General features: G+C 40.6%; 15 protein-coding genes. 10 read left to right on the top strand and 5 right to left on the bottom strand.

Annotated features, from left to right (window positions below; translation table 11 throughout):
• Positions 1-39: 39 nt before the first annotated feature.
• The 3 genes from aroQ to EDC51_RS07350 are packed head-to-tail and all read right to left on the bottom strand — an operon-like array spanning position 40 to position 2108.
• Positions 40-480 (bottom strand): type II 3-dehydroquinate dehydratase, encoded by a 441-nt coding sequence (gene aroQ / locus EDC51_RS07360; RefSeq protein WP_015431870.1) that lies wholly within the window; start codon positions 478-480, stop codon positions 40-42.
• Complete coding sequence (arsC, locus tag EDC51_RS07355; RefSeq protein WP_025267331.1) at positions 477-818, bottom strand: arsenate reductase (glutaredoxin); 342 nt, start codon at positions 816-818, stop codon at positions 477-479. The genes aroQ and arsC overlap by 4 nt, the downstream gene beginning before the upstream one ends.
• On the bottom strand, positions 819-2108 hold the full coding sequence (locus tag EDC51_RS07350; RefSeq protein ID WP_015431868.1) for a polyamine export protein PaeA: 1290 nt from the start codon (positions 2106-2108) through the stop codon (positions 819-821).
• Positions 2109-2297: 189 nt separating this feature from the next.
• Here EDC51_RS07350 and ald point away from each other — a divergent pair, with 189 nt between their 5' ends.
• The 3 genes from ald (at position 2298) to EDC51_RS07335 (ending at position 6443) form a co-directional block, all read left to right on the top strand.
• On the top strand, positions 2298-3413 hold the full coding sequence (gene ald / locus EDC51_RS07345) for an alanine dehydrogenase (RefSeq protein ID WP_131928568.1): 1116 nt from the start codon (positions 2298-2300) through the stop codon (positions 3411-3413).
• Between the two features lie 84 nt (positions 3414-3497).
• Positions 3498-4853, top strand: a complete 1356-nt coding sequence (locus EDC51_RS07340) for a sodium-dependent transporter (RefSeq protein ID WP_015431866.1) — start codon at positions 3498-3500, stop codon at positions 4851-4853.
• 159 nt (positions 4854-5012) lie between these two features.
• Positions 5013-6443, top strand: a complete 1431-nt coding sequence (locus EDC51_RS07335) for an SPFH domain-containing protein (protein WP_025267332.1) — start codon at positions 5013-5015, stop codon at positions 6441-6443.
• 81 nt (positions 6444-6524) lie between these two features.
• On the opposite strand, the gene dapD is transcribed toward EDC51_RS07335, so the two are convergent.
• The gene (gene dapD, locus EDC51_RS07330) at positions 6525-7349 is read right to left on the bottom strand and encodes a 2,3,4,5-tetrahydropyridine-2,6-dicarboxylate N-succinyltransferase (RefSeq protein WP_025267333.1); all 825 of its coding nucleotides are present in this window, start codon (positions 7347-7349) and stop codon (positions 6525-6527) included.
• Between the two features lie 192 nt (positions 7350-7541).
• Here dapD and yceD point away from each other — a divergent pair, with 192 nt between their 5' ends.
• Genes yceD through plsX form a run of 3 tightly spaced genes read left to right on the top strand, consistent with a single transcriptional unit; the run spans position 7542 to position 9307 of the window.
• A complete protein-coding gene (yceD, locus tag EDC51_RS07325) occupies positions 7542-8063 on the top strand; it encodes a 23S rRNA accumulation protein YceD (protein ID WP_015431863.1) in 522 nt (173 codons plus the stop codon).
• Between the two features lie 23 nt (positions 8064-8086).
• The gene (rpmF, locus tag EDC51_RS07320; protein WP_015431862.1) at positions 8087-8248 is read left to right on the top strand and encodes a 50S ribosomal protein L32; all 162 of its coding nucleotides are present in this window, start codon (positions 8087-8089) and stop codon (positions 8246-8248) included.
• Between the two features lie 24 nt (positions 8249-8272).
• Entirely contained in the window at positions 8273-9307 is a 1035-nt protein-coding gene (gene plsX / locus EDC51_RS07315) for a phosphate acyltransferase PlsX (protein WP_025267334.1), read from the top strand.
• Here the strand turns inward: plsX and EDC51_RS07310 are convergent.
• The gene (locus EDC51_RS07310) at positions 9285-9674 is read right to left on the bottom strand and encodes a MerR family DNA-binding protein (RefSeq protein WP_131928567.1); all 390 of its coding nucleotides are present in this window, start codon (positions 9672-9674) and stop codon (positions 9285-9287) included. The two genes, plsX and EDC51_RS07310, sit on opposite strands and share 23 nt — an antisense overlap.
• Before the next feature lie 170 nt (positions 9675-9844).
• On the opposite strand from EDC51_RS07310, the gene EDC51_RS10815 reads away from it, so the two are divergent.
• The 4 genes from EDC51_RS10815 (at position 9845) to EDC51_RS07295 (ending at position 16364) form a co-directional block, all read left to right on the top strand.
• A complete protein-coding gene (locus tag EDC51_RS10815) occupies positions 9845-9985 on the top strand; it encodes a hypothetical protein (protein ID WP_170169280.1) in 141 nt (46 codons plus the stop codon).
• A 133-nt stretch (positions 9986-10118) separates the two neighbouring features.
• Entirely contained in the window at positions 10119-11075 is a 957-nt protein-coding gene (znuA, locus tag EDC51_RS07305) for a zinc ABC transporter substrate-binding protein ZnuA (RefSeq protein ID WP_131928566.1), read from the top strand.
• A 71-nt stretch (positions 11076-11146) separates the two neighbouring features.
• Entirely contained in the window at positions 11147-11656 is a 510-nt protein-coding gene (locus tag EDC51_RS07300) for a DUF805 domain-containing protein (protein WP_131928565.1), read from the top strand.
• A gap of 196 nt (positions 11657-11852) precedes the next feature.
• Complete coding sequence (locus tag EDC51_RS07295; RefSeq protein ID WP_131928564.1) at positions 11853-16364, top strand: S6 family peptidase; 4512 nt, start codon at positions 11853-11855, stop codon at positions 16362-16364.
• Positions 16365-16419: the final 55 nt, after the last annotated feature.

Genomic DNA, 16419 nt, shown 5'->3' with positions numbered 1-16419 from the left:
GTTAATCATTGTTAAAAAATGGCGGAATATACAAGAATTTTACCGTTTTTCCAACTGTTTCAATGCAAAGTCTAAGGCGTATTCATAACCTTGTGCGCCTAAGCCACAAATAACGCCTTTAGCAATATCGCTTAGATAAGAATGATGACGGAAAGACTCGCGAGCATGTACATTCGAAAGATGAATTTCAACAAAAGGGATTGCTACAGATAGCAAAGCATCACGCAACGCAACACTAGTGTGCGTAAATGCCGCTGGATTGATGAGAATAAAATCGACTTTCTGGAAAGCTTGATGAATGCGATTAATTAAGGCCTCTTCACTATTTGATTGAAAATAGTCTAATGCCACACCTCGCTCTGCCGCACATTGCTGGAGATGCTGTTCAATGTCTGCCAGCGTCTGTGAACCATAAATTTCTGGCTCTCTTTTGCCCAGCATATTTAAATTTGGCCCATTGAGTAATAGGATTTTTTTCATAATAACTCCTTAACCAATTCAGGTGGTCTGCAAAATTTTGTGCCTTTTCGACCGCTTGCAAACGGGCGATTGAGCAGCTTGGGGTGTGCGGCAATCAGAGCAATAATTTGCTCTTGGGATAAATTTTTATCTTTAATTAATGTTTTATATTCGTCTGTTTCTGTACGAAGTGCTTGTTCAAGCATAATGCCGCTATCATGAATAAGACGAGCAATTGTTGTTTGATCTAATGGTACTTTAAGGTATTCAACAATCTCAACTTCAATGCCATGTTGCTGCAAAATTGCCAACGTTTCCCGCGATTTGGAACATTTAGGGTTGTGGTAAAGTGTAATCATTCAATTTTCTCCCTGCTTAGAAACCATCAACTGATCAATCTTAAAATTCTCTGTATCAATAATTTCAAATTTATAATTGGCGTACAGCACAAAATCCGTTTTTTTCGGGATTTTACGTAACATATACATCATAAAGCCGCCAATAGTTTCGTAGTTCTCTGAATGCGGAAACTCGTTAATTTCTAATGCTCTCATGACATCTTCTAAAGGTGTTGCACCATCAATCAACCACGAATTTTCATCACGTTGAACTATTTGTTCTTCTTCGTTAGAGACAAGCTCCCCCATCACGATACTCATTACGTCATTTAAAGTAACAATCCCCACCACTAACGCATATTCATTAATAATGACAGCAAAATCCTCACCAGAAGACTTAAATAGCTCCAACACCTCGTAAAGTGAAAGTGTATCTGGAATATATAAGGCTTTGCGGAGTAATTTATTGTCAGTAAGCGAAACCTGTTCTTCCTGTAAATAGCGCGTAAGCAAAGTATGGGATTCTACATAGCCTAAAATTTTATCTAAGCTGCTATCACAAATAATGACTTTAGAATGAGAATTTTCTCTTAAGGTATCAAGAATTTGTTGGCGAGTATAAGCTTTATCTAAGTAAACAATATTCTCACGCGTGGTCATGGTAGAAGTCACCGTACGCTGTTGCATATCAAAAATATTTTCGATTAAATATTGTTCTTGGGTTTTCAATACGCCAGCCTCAGCTCCTGCATCAACAATCGCAATAATGTCATCAGAGGTCATGGTGTCTTCGCGCTCAGTTGAAATACGCAGTAAGCGGAATAAGCCATTCGCAATCGTATTAAAAAACAACACAAACGGCTTAAGTAAGGTAATGCTGACGGTCATCACATTCACCAGCTTTAAAGCAACTTTTTCAGGATTTGCCATTGCTAAGCGTTTTGGCATTAAATCTGCCAAAATAATGAATGCCACCGTAACCACACCAAAAGCGATCCAAGAAGAAGCACTTTCCACCCAAGCCGCTTGGCTATATTGCTGTAAAAAACGTTGTACATAAATGGTCAAAGAGCTTTCTCCGAGCATACCGCCAAGAATTGCAACCATATTCAAACCAATCTGCACAACGGTAATAAACTGCCCTGGCTGTTCTTGCAATTTAAGCAGTTTTTCAGCCCGCTTGTCGCCTTCATTTGCCAGATTTTGCAGTTTGATTTTTCTTGCTCCAGCAAGGGATATTTCTGCCGATGAGATGATTCCGCTGAGAATAATCAGCAATGCCAATACAATAAAAAATTCAAAAAGTCCCATTTTTTTGCCTAAATATAAAACTTTGTAAAAAAAATGTTAAGTGAATCACATTTTTTTGTCTGAGCTATCTTTTATAATTCGCCAATATTGCTAGTTAAATTATCGACAAACCCTAAATGAAAAGCAGGATTATTGCATATTTTAGTAGCAATATCATCAAGCCCTTAAATCTAACATAAGGAGATCTCTATGATCATCGGATGCCCAAAAGAAGTGAAAGTGCAAGAGTATCGAGTTGGATTAACTCCTGCCAATGTGAAAAGCTACGTTGAAGCTGGTCATACCGTTTATATTGAAAAAGATGCAGGTGCTGCTATTGGTTTTTCTGACACACTGTATCAAGAAGCAGGAGCGATTATTAGTGATAAAGCAACGCTCTTTGCCCACAGTGAAATGATCATCAAAGTAAAAGAGCCGATAGAATGTGAATATGATTTCTTCCGAGAGGGACAAACCCTTTATACCTACCTACATTTAGCCGCAGATCAAGCTCTCACGGACATGTTGCTGGCGAAAAAAATTAAAGCCATCGCCTATGAAACCATCAAAACTCCAGCTGGATTACCTTGCTTAACCCCGATGAGCCAAATTGCAGGACGTTTGGCAACACTAGAGGCAGCAAAATTTATCCAGAAAAAATACGGTGGCTTAGGGTTATTACTAAGTGGTACTGCTGGTACCCCAAAAGCAAAAGTTGTGATTTTGGGTGGTGGCGTTGTTGGTGTGAATGCAGCACAAATTGCGGTAGGTATTGGTGCAGACGTAACAATTTTAGATATTAACGCCGCACGCCTTGCCTATTTAGATCACATGTTTGGTATGAAAGTAACAACATTAACAAGTTCACGAGGCAATATTGAAAGCTGTTTAAAAAATGCTGATGTTGTGATTGGTGCGGTGTTAATTCCTGGTGCTAAAGCACCACATTTAGTCCGTAAAGCCGATCTTAAATTACTCAAAAAAGGGGCGGTATTAGTTGATGTGGCTATCGACCAAGGCGGATGTTTTGAAACATCTCATCCAACTACGCATGATGATCCAATCTATTTAGTTGATGATATCGTACATTATTGTGTCGCGAATATGCCTGGTAGCGTACCAAGAACTTCGACCCTAGGCTTAACCGATGCGACCCTTGAATTTGGTCTGAAAATTGCAGAACTCGGCGTGAAACAGGCTTGCTTGGTAGATAATGCGATTTTAGAAGGCTTGAATACCTATGAAGGTAAATGCACCTTCAAAGGGGTCTCTGATGCCTTTGGTTATGCTTATACACCAGCAAAAGACGCATTATCATTAGGATAATCTTAAAATTTATTAGATAATACCGCTCTTTTTCCCCTAATTTGCAGTAGAGTTAGGGGAATTTTTATCAAAAAGAGGTAACTTATGAGTACAAAAGAACAAAGACTCTCTTGGTCGAGCCGCTTAACTTATGTGCTAACGGTGGCTGGGGCGACTGTTGGTTTTGGCGCGACATGGCGTTTTCCGTATTTAGTAGGAGAAAACGGCGGCGGCGCTTACGTATTACTATTCTGTATTGCAATGATTGTGATCGGCATTCCAATGATTTTAGTGGAAAATGTTATCGGTCGCCGTTTGCAACTTAACTCAATTGATGCTTTTGGCGGTACTGCAAATGGCAAAGAAATCCACAAGGGTTGGAAAATACTCGGCTTAATGGGTTTACTCGGTGCTTTTGGTATTCTTGCTTACTATATGGTACTTGGCGGTTGGGTACTCACTTATATTGGCGCACTAATCAGTGGCGGTTTAGATCTTTCAACCCCAGTTAATCCGGAATTAACCGCACAATTCTATAATGACCATATCCAAAATGATCCACTCATGATTCTTTGCTACACTGGTGTATTTGTACTTGCCAACTACTTTATTCTCGCTCGCGGTATCGTTGATGGCATTGAGCGTGCAGTGAAATTCCTAATGCCATTGCTTTTTGTTTTTCTCATCGTAATGGTTATCCGCAATATTACCCTACCAGGTGCTGCGCAAGGGATCGAATTTTACCTTTTACCCGATTTCTCCAAAATTACTCCACAGCTCTTTATTAAAGTCTTAGGTCAGGTCTTCTTTGCATTAAGTTTGGGCTTTGGTGTACTAATTACACTTTCTAGCTACTTAGATAAAAAAGAAAACTTAGTGAAAACAGCCACGATTACAGGTGTAGTCAATACCTTAATTGCAGTCGCAGCCGGCTTTATGATCTTCCCATCACTCTTTACCTTTGGTATTGAGCCTACAGCAGGCCCCGCACTAGTATTCCAAAGCCTACCGATAGTATTCTCTAATATGTGGGGCGGCACTGTCTTTGCTACGATCTTCTTTAGCCTATTGGTAGTCGCCGCATTAACGACTTCAATCACTATTTACGAAGTACTGATTACCGCTTTAGTTGAGAAAGCGAAAATTTCACGTAAAAGAGCCATTGCACTCGTACTAGGTGGCATTTTTGTTGTAGGCAATATTCCTTCTGTGCTAGGTGATAATCTATGGCAAGATATTCGCATTATGGGTATGAGCATCTTTGATGCGTTCGACTATATCAGTGGCAATATTCTATTTGTGCTCACTGCATTAGGTAGCGCCATTTTTGTGGGCTATGTATTAAAAGATGAAGCGAAAAAAGAACTTGGCGCCAGTGAAGGTTTTACAAAAGTTTGGTTTAACTATGTGCGTTACGTCATTCCTGTCATTATTAGCGTGATCTTCATTAGCTCGCTCTAAATAAATTGCAATCTTAAAAGGCAAATCTTGATTGATTTGCCTTTTTCATTTCACATACAAGCGGTAGAAAATTCAGCTTTTTTGCAAAATTTTGCTAGAAAATCACCGCTTGTTCACTTAAAGTGTGAATTGTTCTTATTCATAACAAAGGAGAGCTCCATGCAGTTTTATACACTACTTACGATCATTGGCATTATTGCCCTCGTGGTTATTACCTTATTAGTTGCCTTACTCTTCCGCCGCGTAGTCAAAACAAATGAGGTGCATATTGTTCAATCAGGGGGTAAAACAACCTCTTATGGCAAAGACACAGGCAATGGCAACGTTTATTACGCCTTCCCATCTTGGTTACCACTTATTGGGGTAAGTACCATTGTATTGCCCGTCTCCGTGTTCTCCATAAAAATTGATAATTACGAAGCTTATGATTTAGAACGTTTACCCTTTGTTGTAGACATCACCGCATTCTTCCGTGTCGCCGATTCCAATCTAGCTGCACAGCGGGTTTCAGACTTCCACGATATGAATATTCAACTTGTTGATATTATTCAAGGGTCGGTACGTTCCATTCTCTCTAGCCGCAATTTAAACGATATTTTGCAAGTGCGCTCTGAACTGGGAGATGACTTCACGCTTGCAGTAAAAGAACAGCTGAAAAACTGGGGAATTGAGCCAGTTAAAAATATTGAATTAATGGATATTCGTGATAGTGGTGGTTCGAAAGTTATCTTCAATATTATGGAAATTAAAAAATCCTTTATTGAAAAAGAGAGCCGTGTTGAAGTGGCACGTAACCAAAAAGAAGCCCAAATTGCCGAAATTGAAGCGAAAAAAGAGGCTGATGTAAAACGTCAAGAAGCCGAGAAAGAAGTAGGCTTAAAAACCGTTGAAAATCAACGTGAAGTTGCAGTTTCTAATGAACAAGCACAGCAACTAGTGAAACAACAAGAAAAAATCACTAAAGAACGTGAAATGGAAGTAAAACGGGTGGCCGAAATTAAGCAAGCAGAGATCGAAAAAGACGTAGAAATCGTGAAAGCTGATCAAGATAAGCGTACCCAAGAAATCAAAGCGGAAGCTAACCGTAATGCGCTGATTATAGACTCCGAAGCTGAGAAACAGCATCAAATTCTCGTTGCAGAAGGGGAAAAACAGAAAGCATTCTTAGAGGCAGAAGCTTTACTTGAAACAAAAGATAAAGAGGCTCAAGGTATTGCCAAAATCGGGGCGGCAGAAGCCGAAGCCAAACAGAAATTGGAGATTTCGCTTGTTTCAGGACAAATTGAATTGGCTCGTGAAATTGGAGGTAATGAAGGCTATCAACAATACTTGGTCAGCATACGCCAAATTGAGGCTAACCAAGCCATCGGCATAGAACAAGCAAAAGCATTGTCTCACTCCGATATGAAATTTATCATCAATGATGAGCGTGTAGATAAAGGCATTCAGCGTGTTGGCGAACTCTTTAGCTCCACTGGCGGTACAAAAATTGCAGCAACTTTAGAAGGCTTAAATCAATCAGAATTAGGTAAAGCTCTTATCAGTAAATTTTTAGGTAATCACCCTGATAAACCACAAGACGAGGCATAATTTTGCAAAAAAATGCTTAAAATAAACCGCTTGTAAACATAAAAAATCCCCGCACTTTAGCGGGGATCTCTACGTTAATGATTACTCATCAATAGAACGTAATAAATCGTTTAAGCCCACTTTACTTAAGGTTTTCTCATCGACTTTCTTCACGATTACCGCACAGTAAAGGTTGTGTGAACCATCTTTTGATGGAAGAGAACCTGATACAACCACAGAGCCCGCAGGAACGCGACCATAGTGGATTTCGCCGGTTTCGCGATCGTAAATTTTGGTAGATTGGCCGATAAATACGCCCATTGAGATCACGCAGTTATCTTCTACAATCACGCCTTCTACGATTTCAGAACGTGCACCGATAAAGCAGTTATCGCCGATGATGGTCGGGTTCGCTTGTAATGGCTCTAATACACCGCCAATACCCACGCCGCCTGAAAGGTGAACGTTTTTACCGATTTGCGCACAAGAACCGACGGTTACCCAAGTATCCACCATGGTGCCTTCGCCAACGTATGCCCCGATGTTCACGAAAGATGGCATTAACACCACGTTTTTCTCGATGTGTGAACCTTTACGCACCACCGCACCTGGCACGGCACGAATACCGTCTGCTTTGAATTGCTCTTCGGTGTAGTTGCCGTATTTGGTTGGTACTTTGTCGTAGAATTTGGTTTCTGCACCGTCAATCACTTCGTTGTCAGCGATACGGAATGAAAGTAATACTGCTTTTTTCACCCATTGGTTTACTACCCACTCGCCATCTTTTTTCTCTGCAACACGTAAAGAACCGTCATCTAAACCTGCGATCACTTGCTCAATTGCAGCTTTAGTTTCTGCATCCACAGTTTTAGGCGTAATTTCTGCACGGCGTTCGAATGCCGCTTCAATAATGTTTTGTAATGACATTGTGCTTCCTTCAAATAGATTTAAACAAAAAAAACGGGCAACTTTTTAACATAAAGTCGCTGTAATTGCCATCAAAATTGTTTGATTATTGTAATAAAGTAAAGGAATGCTTGCTGTTCATTCTAGCTATTTTTGTGGAAAATCCGATTTCCCTTTGACTATTGGTAGCGAAATCGGTAAAATTCCGCCCCTATGCAAAAAGTAAAACTCCCTTTAACGATTGATCCATATAAAGACGCGCAACGCCGAATTGACTATAACGGTTATATCTCGGCTGAATTGTTTGAGCGTTTGGATGATGCTGTAACCCGTGTGCAAAGTGATGCTCAGGTAGCATTGTCAGTCTATGTTGATCCGCAACGTCTTACAGTAATTAAAGGTACTGCAAGTATTGATGTGGAATTAGACTGCCAGCGTTGTAGTAATAGTTTTACACAAACATTGAGCTGTGAATTACTTTTCAGCCCAGTAAAGAATATGGATCAGGCAGGCGATTTGCCTGAAATTTATGAACCTATTGAAACTGATTCTTTTGGTGAAGTAAATTTGCTAGAGATGATAGAAGACGAATTCCTTTTATCATTGCCGCTAGTCCCGATGCATGAACTAGAACACTGTGAAGTGTCCGAAGACGAACAGGTTTTCGGTGAGTTGCCAGAAGAACTGGCAAGCAAACCAAATCCGTTCGCCATTTTAGCTAAATTGAAAAATTAAATTTTAATCCTAGGAGAAAGCCCGTGGCTGTTCAACAAAATAAAAAATCTCGTTCACGTCGTGATATGCGTCGTTCTCACGATGCATTAACCACCGCTGCTGTTTCAGTAGATGCTCGTGGTGAAACTCACTTACGTCACCATGTAAGTGCAGACGGTTACTACCGTGGTCGTAAAATCAAATAATCAATTTTCGCTTTGGGGTGAAAATTGAGTCGTCTAACTTTAGCGTTAGATGTAATGGGCGGGGACTTTGGTCCCCGTATTACTATGCCTGCCATACTTAAAGCATTGGAAAAGCATCCAACGCTTGATGTCTTGCTCTGCGGTGACCAATCGCAAATTTCTCTCTATTTTGAACCGCTTGCCGCCGATATTAAAAAGCGCATTCAAATTATCCATACCGATAAAATCATTAATGAGCATGTACCATTTCTACAAGCAATCCGACACAGTCGTGGTAGTTCAATGCGTCTTGCTTTAGAGCAAGTGGCTGAAGGCAAAGCCGAAGGTTGCGTAAGCGGCGGAAATACAGGCTTATTGATGGGGTTAGCCAAAAACCTAATTGCCCCACTTCCAAATATCGATCGCCCTGCCTTAACCTCATTGATTCCAACCTTACAAGGTAAATCTAGTGTTATGCTCGATCTTGGAGCAAATGTTGAAGCCGATGAAAAATTACTCTGTCAATTTGCAGAGATGGGCAATGTATTTGCACAAGCTATGCTAAATTTAGTCTATCCACGTATCTCGCTTTTAAACATAGGTACAGAAGAGAATAAAGGCACGCTAACTTTGAAAAATGCAAATCAGCAACTTAAGCAGCAATATCATTTGAACTACCTCGGTTTTATTGAAGGTGATAAGCTGCTGAATAATCTTGCTGATGTGATCGTATGTGATGGTTTTACCGGCAATATTGCCTTAAAAACCTTAGAAGGCACCGCAAAAAATGTGATTACCTTTTTCCGCCATTCAGATGAAAATTCACATATTTGTCTAAAAATTCGTAATGCTTTTTTACGGCTTATTTTTCGTCGCCATTTGCGTAAACTACAGCAGATCAACCCAGATCGCCATAATGGTGCAACCTTGCTCGGATTATCAAAAGTCGTGGTTAAAAGCCATGGTGGAGCCGGAGTAAACGCTTACTACTATGCTATTGAATATGCCCTAAACCAGATCCAACAACAAATTCCGCAACAAATTGCAGGGCACTTGGCTACTTCACCTCAAAACTCATAATCGCACAGCCTGCATTACCGCCACTGAGACAGCTGGTCTCACGCAATTCAAGTAATTTCTCTTTCATTAACTGCAATGCCTCAATCTTTTCAGATAAATCCGCAATATGCTTATCTGTAAAATGTAAAATTTCTTCACAATTATGGCTTGGTGCATCACGGAAAGCCAATAACTCACCAATTTGTGCTAATGAAAAGCCCACCTCTCGTGCATGACGAATAAACCCCAAGCGTTGGATATCTGCCTCAGCATAGGTTCGGTAGTTAGATTCTGTACGGTAGGATGGCTGAATCAATCCCAATTTTTCATAATCGCGAATCTGCTTTGAAGAGAGTCCACAGGCTTTTGCAGCTTGACCAATGTTCATTTTTTATCCTTTTAGACAACTTTTTAAAAAAAGTAGAGAAAAATATTTGACCTTAACCTTAGGTTAATCTTTATGATTTGCGCCGTTCTGATGAGAGCTCTCTCACCACTAGTTAAACACTTTTACGGAGTAATTCAAAATGACAGTAAACAAAGTATATCCAACAGACAATGTACAATGCAAATCTCACCCTTGCCAATGCAGCCCAACTTGTATCTGCGGTCAAAACTGCGGCTGCCCAGAAGGTGAATGCCGTTGTGGTACAACTTGCGACTGCCGTCAAGAAAGTTGCAAAGCATAATTTAATTTAATCAAACAAGCGGTGCATTTTGCAGATTTTTTTGCAAAATGCACCGCTTGTTTGTATGAAAAATCTATGGCTTTTTTATTGATTTCTGCTAATATTTTGCCCACTTTATTCCACATTTTAATTAAGGATATTCTATGTTTAAAAAAAGCCTACTCTCTCTCGCATTATTCAGCGCAGCCAGTATCGCCAATGCTAATGTACTCACAACTATTAAGCCATTAGGGTTTATTTCGGCAGCAATTACTGAAGGTGTAACAGAAACTCAAGTGCTACTCCCGACAAGCGCTTCCCCGCACGACTACAGCCTAAAACCGTCTGATGTAGAAAAACTCAAATCAGCGCAATTAGTCGTATGGGTTGGCGATGAAATGGAAACATTTTTAGAAAAAACCCTTGATAAGCTACCTAAAGAGAAAGTGCTTACACTAGAAGATGTTGAACAAATTAAAACATTAGTTGAAAGCCATAAAAAAGAACATGACGAACACGAACACGAACACGAACACGAACATGGTCATGCCCATAAACATGAGCATAAGCATGAACATGGACATGATGAACACCACCATGATCATGATGAAGATTGGCATATCTGGCTTTCTCCTATTGCAAGCGAAACTATCGCTGAACAGATCGCTGAACGCTTAAGCCAACTTATGCCAGAGCATAAAGCAAAAATCGCAGAAAATTTAAGCCACTTCAAAACTGCACTTGCAACCAAGCATGCAGAAATTGAAAAACAACTCATTAGCGCACAAGGCAAGGGTTATTACACATTCCATGATGCTTATCGCTATTTTGAGAGCGCTTATCACCTAAACCCATTAGGCTCATTTACCATTAACCCAAGCGTTGCACCAGGGGCAAAAACCTTAGCAAAAATCAAAAAGCACTTAACAGAACATAAAGCACAATGCTTATTTGCGGAGCCTCAGTTTACACCAAAAGTGATTGAAAGTTTAAGTAAAGGTACTGCCGTACAAGTTGGACAATTGGATCCTCTTGGCGCAAAAATTGAACTAAGCCAAAATGCTTATCCACAGTTCTTACAAAACTTAGCTGACCAATTCAGCCAATGTTTAGCTAAATAAATTAATAGCACGCAGTAACATGCGTGCTATTTTTTTAGAAAATAGCAAAAGTATCTTCAAAGGGAAAAAATATGAATTGGTTTATTTTAGCATTACGTAATATTTTTAATTTTCAAGGTCGAGCAAGGCGAAAAGAATATGGCTGGTTTATGCTAATCTACTCACTTATTCATTTTGTTTTAGACATTATTGAAATTGCCGCAGAAACATTAAATCTTATTGACTTATTGAATGTTATGTCTATCGTCAATTTTATTTTGTTCATTTGGTTTGGAATAGTAAGCGTTAGTTTAACAACCAGACGCTTGCATGACGTTGGACACTCAGGGTGGTGGCAACTATTACCGCTTGCATTATCACTCGTTGTAGCGGTATTCACAACAGAAATAGGCACTATCTTTAGCAATAGAGCATTATTAGGTGAAGGGCTTCTTGCTCTTATATTATTAATTTTGCTATTTTACTTTGCATTTTTCATCTACCTCCTTTTCAAAGACGGACAACGTTTTAACAATAAATATGGAGCAGATCCAAAAGCAGTAGAGCTAACTAATAGCCCTCCTATACCAAATCATCAATAATTTTAATTTAATACCAATCTAAACAGGGCAAAATGTATTGTTTTGCCTACTTTAAAAGGCGAATTGTCTTTATTTTCTCATTATTTTGATCATAAAAAGAACACCACATGAAATATTTTTATATTGCTATTTATCCTATTGTTAAATAATTATTTAACGATAGAATACGCGCCCTTTTTATGACAATAACATAATAATGAATACAAAAATATTTCCTCTCTCTTACCTTGCCAGCTTAGTTGCCGCAGCGCTTTGTTCTCCCTTATCAGCCTCTGTTTTCAGAGATGATATCGATCTTCAATACTACCGTGATTTTGCGGAGAATAAGGGTAAATTCACCGTAGGTGCAAGCAATATTGAAATTAAAGATAAAAGCGGCAATACATTAGATGCACTCTTCCCAAATGTACCGATGCCAGATTTTAGTGCTGCAAACCGTAACTTAGGGATAGCAACTCTAGTTGCACCGCAATATTTAGTCAGCGTTGCCCATAATACACAATACAATACTGTGGAATTTGGCGCTCCAGGCACTAATGCCGATGCACACCACTACACTTACAAAGTCGTTGATCGTAACGACTATGGAATTGTTGAAGGTGGGCAACATCAAGATTATCAAGTGCCACGTCTCAATAAATTAGTCACTGAGGTCGCTCCTGCAACAGTGACTGATCTGGGTAATAACGCTTCAGCCTACCAAGATAGTAGTCGTTTTACTCACTTTGCTCGCTTAGGCTCTGGTCGTCAAATAGTCAAAAATACCGAGCATCAAGATAACCAAATTTCAACATCTTACCAATATTTAACCGGGGGAGTTCATTTACCAATCGCGGTACATAATTCCGATTACTGGCTAGATTTTAGAGGAAATGCATTAAACAATAGCCCATATGGAGCATTAACTGCATTTGGTACTCGTGGTGATAGCGGTTCAGGTGTGTATGGCTACGATCAGAAAACGAAACGCTGGCTACTACTGGCTACTTACACCTTTGGTACGCCTGCAAACAACTACTATAACCGTGCTGGTATTATCCGTCAGGATTATCACGATAAACAGTTTGCTGAAGATATTGCCGGCACATTAACCAATGCCCAACAAAATGCCGTCTTTGAATGGTCTGCACAGGGTAAAGACAGTAGCATTGGTAATAAAGGACAAAACTTAACGGTTTCGCTTGCCGATCGTTCAATTAAAGACAATAGCGCTTCTCCATTAGGCTATGGTGGCACACCTCAGCTACAACTTCCGCAAGATAACACCGGAAAAACCCTAAACATTGAAGGACAAGATAGCACTATCGTATTAAAAACCGATATTGACCAAGGTGCTGGTGCATTATATTTCAATGCTAATACTACTGTTCGACCTGAAAACGACCAAACTTGGCTTGGTGCCGGGATAGTTGTTGCTAAAGATAAGCAAGTCAACTGGCAAGTCAAAAACCCACAAGGTGACCGTTTATCTAAACTAGGCGAAGGAACACTACATATTAACGGCAAAGGTGAAAACCTTGGCGATATTAGTGTGGGCGAAGGTACAGTGATTTTAAACCAACAAGCGGGTGAAAATGGCAAAAAATCTGCATTTAACCAAGTTGGTATTGTGAGCGGCCGTTCAACCGTTGTATTAAACAGTGCTGATCAAGTCGATCCAAATAAGATTTACTTTGGCTTCCGTGGTGGTCGTTTAGATCTCAACGGCAACAACATTGCGTTTAATCGTATTCAAAATAGTGATGATGGTGCGCGTATTGTTAATAATCACCTACAAAAAGCTGCAACACTCACCATTAATGGCCCGAAGGCCCCTGAAGCAACGGACTTAAAATGGGGAACGTGGAAAGAAAACAGTGCTGATATTTATGAATATATCAACCCACATGCTAATAGCCGTACCGATTACTTTACGCTCAAAGGCAATCCAAACCAATATATGCCAACGAATGGCGCAAGTAATACCCACTGGACCTTCCTCTCTTCTGACAAGGATACAGCAGTAAAACAAGTACTCGCGCAAAAAGGTCTGGAGCATCGCTACAATAGCTTTAATGGTTTTATTGGCGAAACAGATAACACCCAGCATAACGGTCGTTTGAATGTGGTGTATGATCCAAAAGCCTCTACACCACCGGCAACTGCCTCTGAAGTAACTTGGGGTAAGGGGCTAGTAGCTGGTGCAGATATTTATCTGTTCACCAATCCGAAAACGAAAATTCGGGAATACTTTGCATTAAAAGGTGATCCAAAACAACCTGTTCCTCGCGGTGGCTTAAGCAGCGAGCATTGGGAATTTTTAGCTGCAGATCGCAATCAAGCGATCAACAAAGTATTAGCCCGTAAAAACGCACCAATAGAGCAAGAAAAGCTCAATAGTATTTATACCTTCTCTGGTGGTTTGAACTTAAACGGCGATCTCACTGTGAAAGGCGGTAAAGTGCTACTTTCCGGCAGACCGACTCCTCACGCTTATGATGTGATCAATAAGCAAGATGTCGTTTATGCCGATGATTGGCAAAATCGTCAATTTAAGGCTGATAATATGCAGCTAAACCAATACGCTCAGCTTTATGTTGGTCGTAATGTCTCAAACCTGCAAGCAAACTTGGCAGCGAATGACCATGCTCAGCTACATTTAGGCTTTATCAACGGGCAAACTCCAAGTTGCTACTATTCTGAGTACACTGGTAAAACAAGCTGTGATACACAAGCGGTCGTTTCTGATGAAATTTTTGCAACACTGCCCACAACACAAATTAATGGTGATGTCAGCTTGGCAGAACAGAGCCAATTACACATCGGCAAAGCGAACCTGATTGGCACCATTCAAGCAGCAACAACAACGAGCATTCGTTTAGCTAACCAAGCAAGCTGGACAAACACTGGGGATAGCCGTACTGGCAATTTAGTAGCAGAAAACGGTTCAACCATCAACCTGAATGAAAAATTTGTAACAGGCGAGATACCGACTCGTTTTAATACGTTGATTATTGACGGTAATTTCCAAGGGAATGCCAAAATCAACTACTTAACCGATATTGCTGCTGGCAAAGGCGATCACCTACAAGTAAATGGTCTCGCCGAGGGGACTTTCACTCTTGCATTACGCAACAGTGGCAAAGAAGCTGAAATTGTTAGCCCGTTAAGTTTATTAACTTTAACGCACCACGAGCAAGCCGATAAAGCTAAAGTCTCACTGGAAAATGGTTATGTTGATTTAGGTGCATATCGTTATGTACTGGCAAATCGAAGCAACGACTATCGCTTATACAATCCGTTAAAAGATGCTAAAGATCGGAATCAGTCGATTGCAACGGCGAAAGCGGAATTAGACCGTGCTATTGCAGAAGCGGATAAACAAAAACAGGAAATCAGCCGTTTGAACGCAGAAGCAGAGAAAGAGCGCCAAGCAGAGAAAAATGCTAAACAAGCCGCTGCAAACGCACAATCTCAGCTTAGCCAAGCAAATAGCGAATTAACCCGTTTGCAACAATATGCTGATTACTACCGCCGTTACTATCCAACATATTACCGCCAAATCCAAGGGCAAATTACGACAGCAAAGCAGAAAGTCACACAAGCAAGTGCTGCACTCACTACAGCAGAAAACAATGCTAAAGCAGCCGCTGCGCAAATTGCTAACGTAGAACAAGCGGTTGAAACTGCACAAAATATTGCAAAACAAGTAGAAGCAAAATTAGCTACCTTACGCATAACGGCTGGAAATAGTGAAGCAATTTTAAACGCTGAGGCACTAAAACTTTGCCAAGAGAATGGTGCAAATTGTGAGCATCTACAAGCACACGCAGACACTGACAGTAGTAATATTCACCAAAGCGACTGGGTAAGCCAATATGCCAATACCGCTCTTTCCGAGCTATCGGCACAGGCAAATTCTGCGTTGCAAATCGGGCAAGGCTTAGATCGCCAACTGTTCGCAAAACACGATACATTCCACGTTTGGAGCAGTATCGAACATCAAAAAACCGAACACAAATCGGATTTATATCGCCCCTATGAGCAACAAACCAACCTCACTCAGTTAGGCGTAGAATTACCGCTTGCAAACGGTATCAATGCCGGTGTGGTGCTATCCCGCAACCACGCTAATGCGGAATTTGATGAGGGAGTGAACGGCAAGTCCAACTTACTGATGGCAAGCCTATATGGTAAATGGCATTCGGAAAACGGGACTTTCGTCAGCCTAGACAGTAGCTACGGTAAAGCGAAAAACCGTATCAATCTATTCGGGGAAAACCGCTTTAACCGTCATATTATGGCATTCGGGGCAAATATAGGACATAACTTCGACTTAGCCGGCGTACAAGTTCAGCCTGCTGTGGGTACACGTTACTATCGCTTCAGCGGACAAGATTACAAACTGGGTGAAGTAGCAGTCCGTAGCCCGAAAGCACACTTTATGGCGTACCAAGCCGGTGTGAAAGTCAGCAAGGCCTTTGACCTCTCCGGCTGGAAAGTTGAGCCTAGCCTTGCCGCACATTATGTCGATGCGAGCAGCAAACGCTTGAGTGTGGCAGTCAATGACAATACCTTTAGCCAACGTTTCGGACGTTATCTGAAAACTGAAGTGGGCGTGGGTGTCACAAAAGGTCAATGGCAATTAAGCACTCACCTTGGTCTATTGAAAGGTAACGAAATCGGCAAACAACATTTTGCCGGCTTCAAACTGGGATATAGCTGGTAATTTGCCTTAGGAGTATGCCGACTCCCACTATTAGCATAAAATAAAAAGCGCTAGT

It is taken from the genome of Bibersteinia trehalosi (assembly GCF_004346205.1).
GTDB lineage: Bacteria > Pseudomonadota > Gammaproteobacteria > Enterobacterales > Pasteurellaceae > Bibersteinia > Bibersteinia trehalosi.
This window is presented reverse-complemented; position numbering and strand designations above follow the sequence as displayed.

What these genes read in the sequence shown, in the direction of transcription:
- yceD (WP_015431863.1), top strand. Translation starts at nt 7,542, where the DNA reads ATGCAAAAAGTAAAACTCCCTTTAACGATTGATCCATATAAAGACGCG.
- arsC (WP_025267331.1), bottom strand. Translation starts at nt 818, where the DNA reads ATGATTACACTTTACCACAACCCTAAATGTTCCAAATCGCGGGAAACG.
- EDC51_RS07310 (WP_131928567.1), bottom strand. Translation starts at nt 9,674, where the DNA reads ATGAACATTGGTCAAGCTGCAAAAGCCTGTGGACTCTCTTCAAAGCAG.
- znuA (WP_131928566.1), top strand. Translation starts at nt 10,119, where the DNA reads ATGTTTAAAAAAAGCCTACTCTCTCTCGCATTATTCAGCGCAGCCAGT.
- EDC51_RS07300 (WP_131928565.1), top strand. Translation starts at nt 11,147, where the DNA reads ATGAATTGGTTTATTTTAGCATTACGTAATATTTTTAATTTTCAAGGT.
- dapD (WP_025267333.1), bottom strand. Translation starts at nt 7,349, where the DNA reads ATGTCATTACAAAACATTATTGAAGCGGCATTCGAACGCCGTGCAGAA.
- EDC51_RS10815 (WP_170169280.1), top strand. Translation starts at nt 9,845, where the DNA reads ATGTACAATGCAAATCTCACCCTTGCCAATGCAGCCCAACTTGTATCT.
- ald (WP_131928568.1), top strand. Translation starts at nt 2,298, where the DNA reads ATGATCATCGGATGCCCAAAAGAAGTGAAAGTGCAAGAGTATCGAGTT.
- aroQ (WP_015431870.1), bottom strand. Translation starts at nt 480, where the DNA reads ATGAAAAAAATCCTATTACTCAATGGGCCAAATTTAAATATGCTGGGC.
- EDC51_RS07335 (WP_025267332.1), top strand. Translation starts at nt 5,013, where the DNA reads ATGCAGTTTTATACACTACTTACGATCATTGGCATTATTGCCCTCGTG.
- EDC51_RS07295 (WP_131928564.1), top strand. Translation starts at nt 11,853, where the DNA reads ATGAATACAAAAATATTTCCTCTCTCTTACCTTGCCAGCTTAGTTGCC.
- EDC51_RS07350 (WP_015431868.1), bottom strand. Translation starts at nt 2,108, where the DNA reads ATGGGACTTTTTGAATTTTTTATTGTATTGGCATTGCTGATTATTCTC.
- EDC51_RS07340 (WP_015431866.1), top strand. Translation starts at nt 3,498, where the DNA reads ATGAGTACAAAAGAACAAAGACTCTCTTGGTCGAGCCGCTTAACTTAT.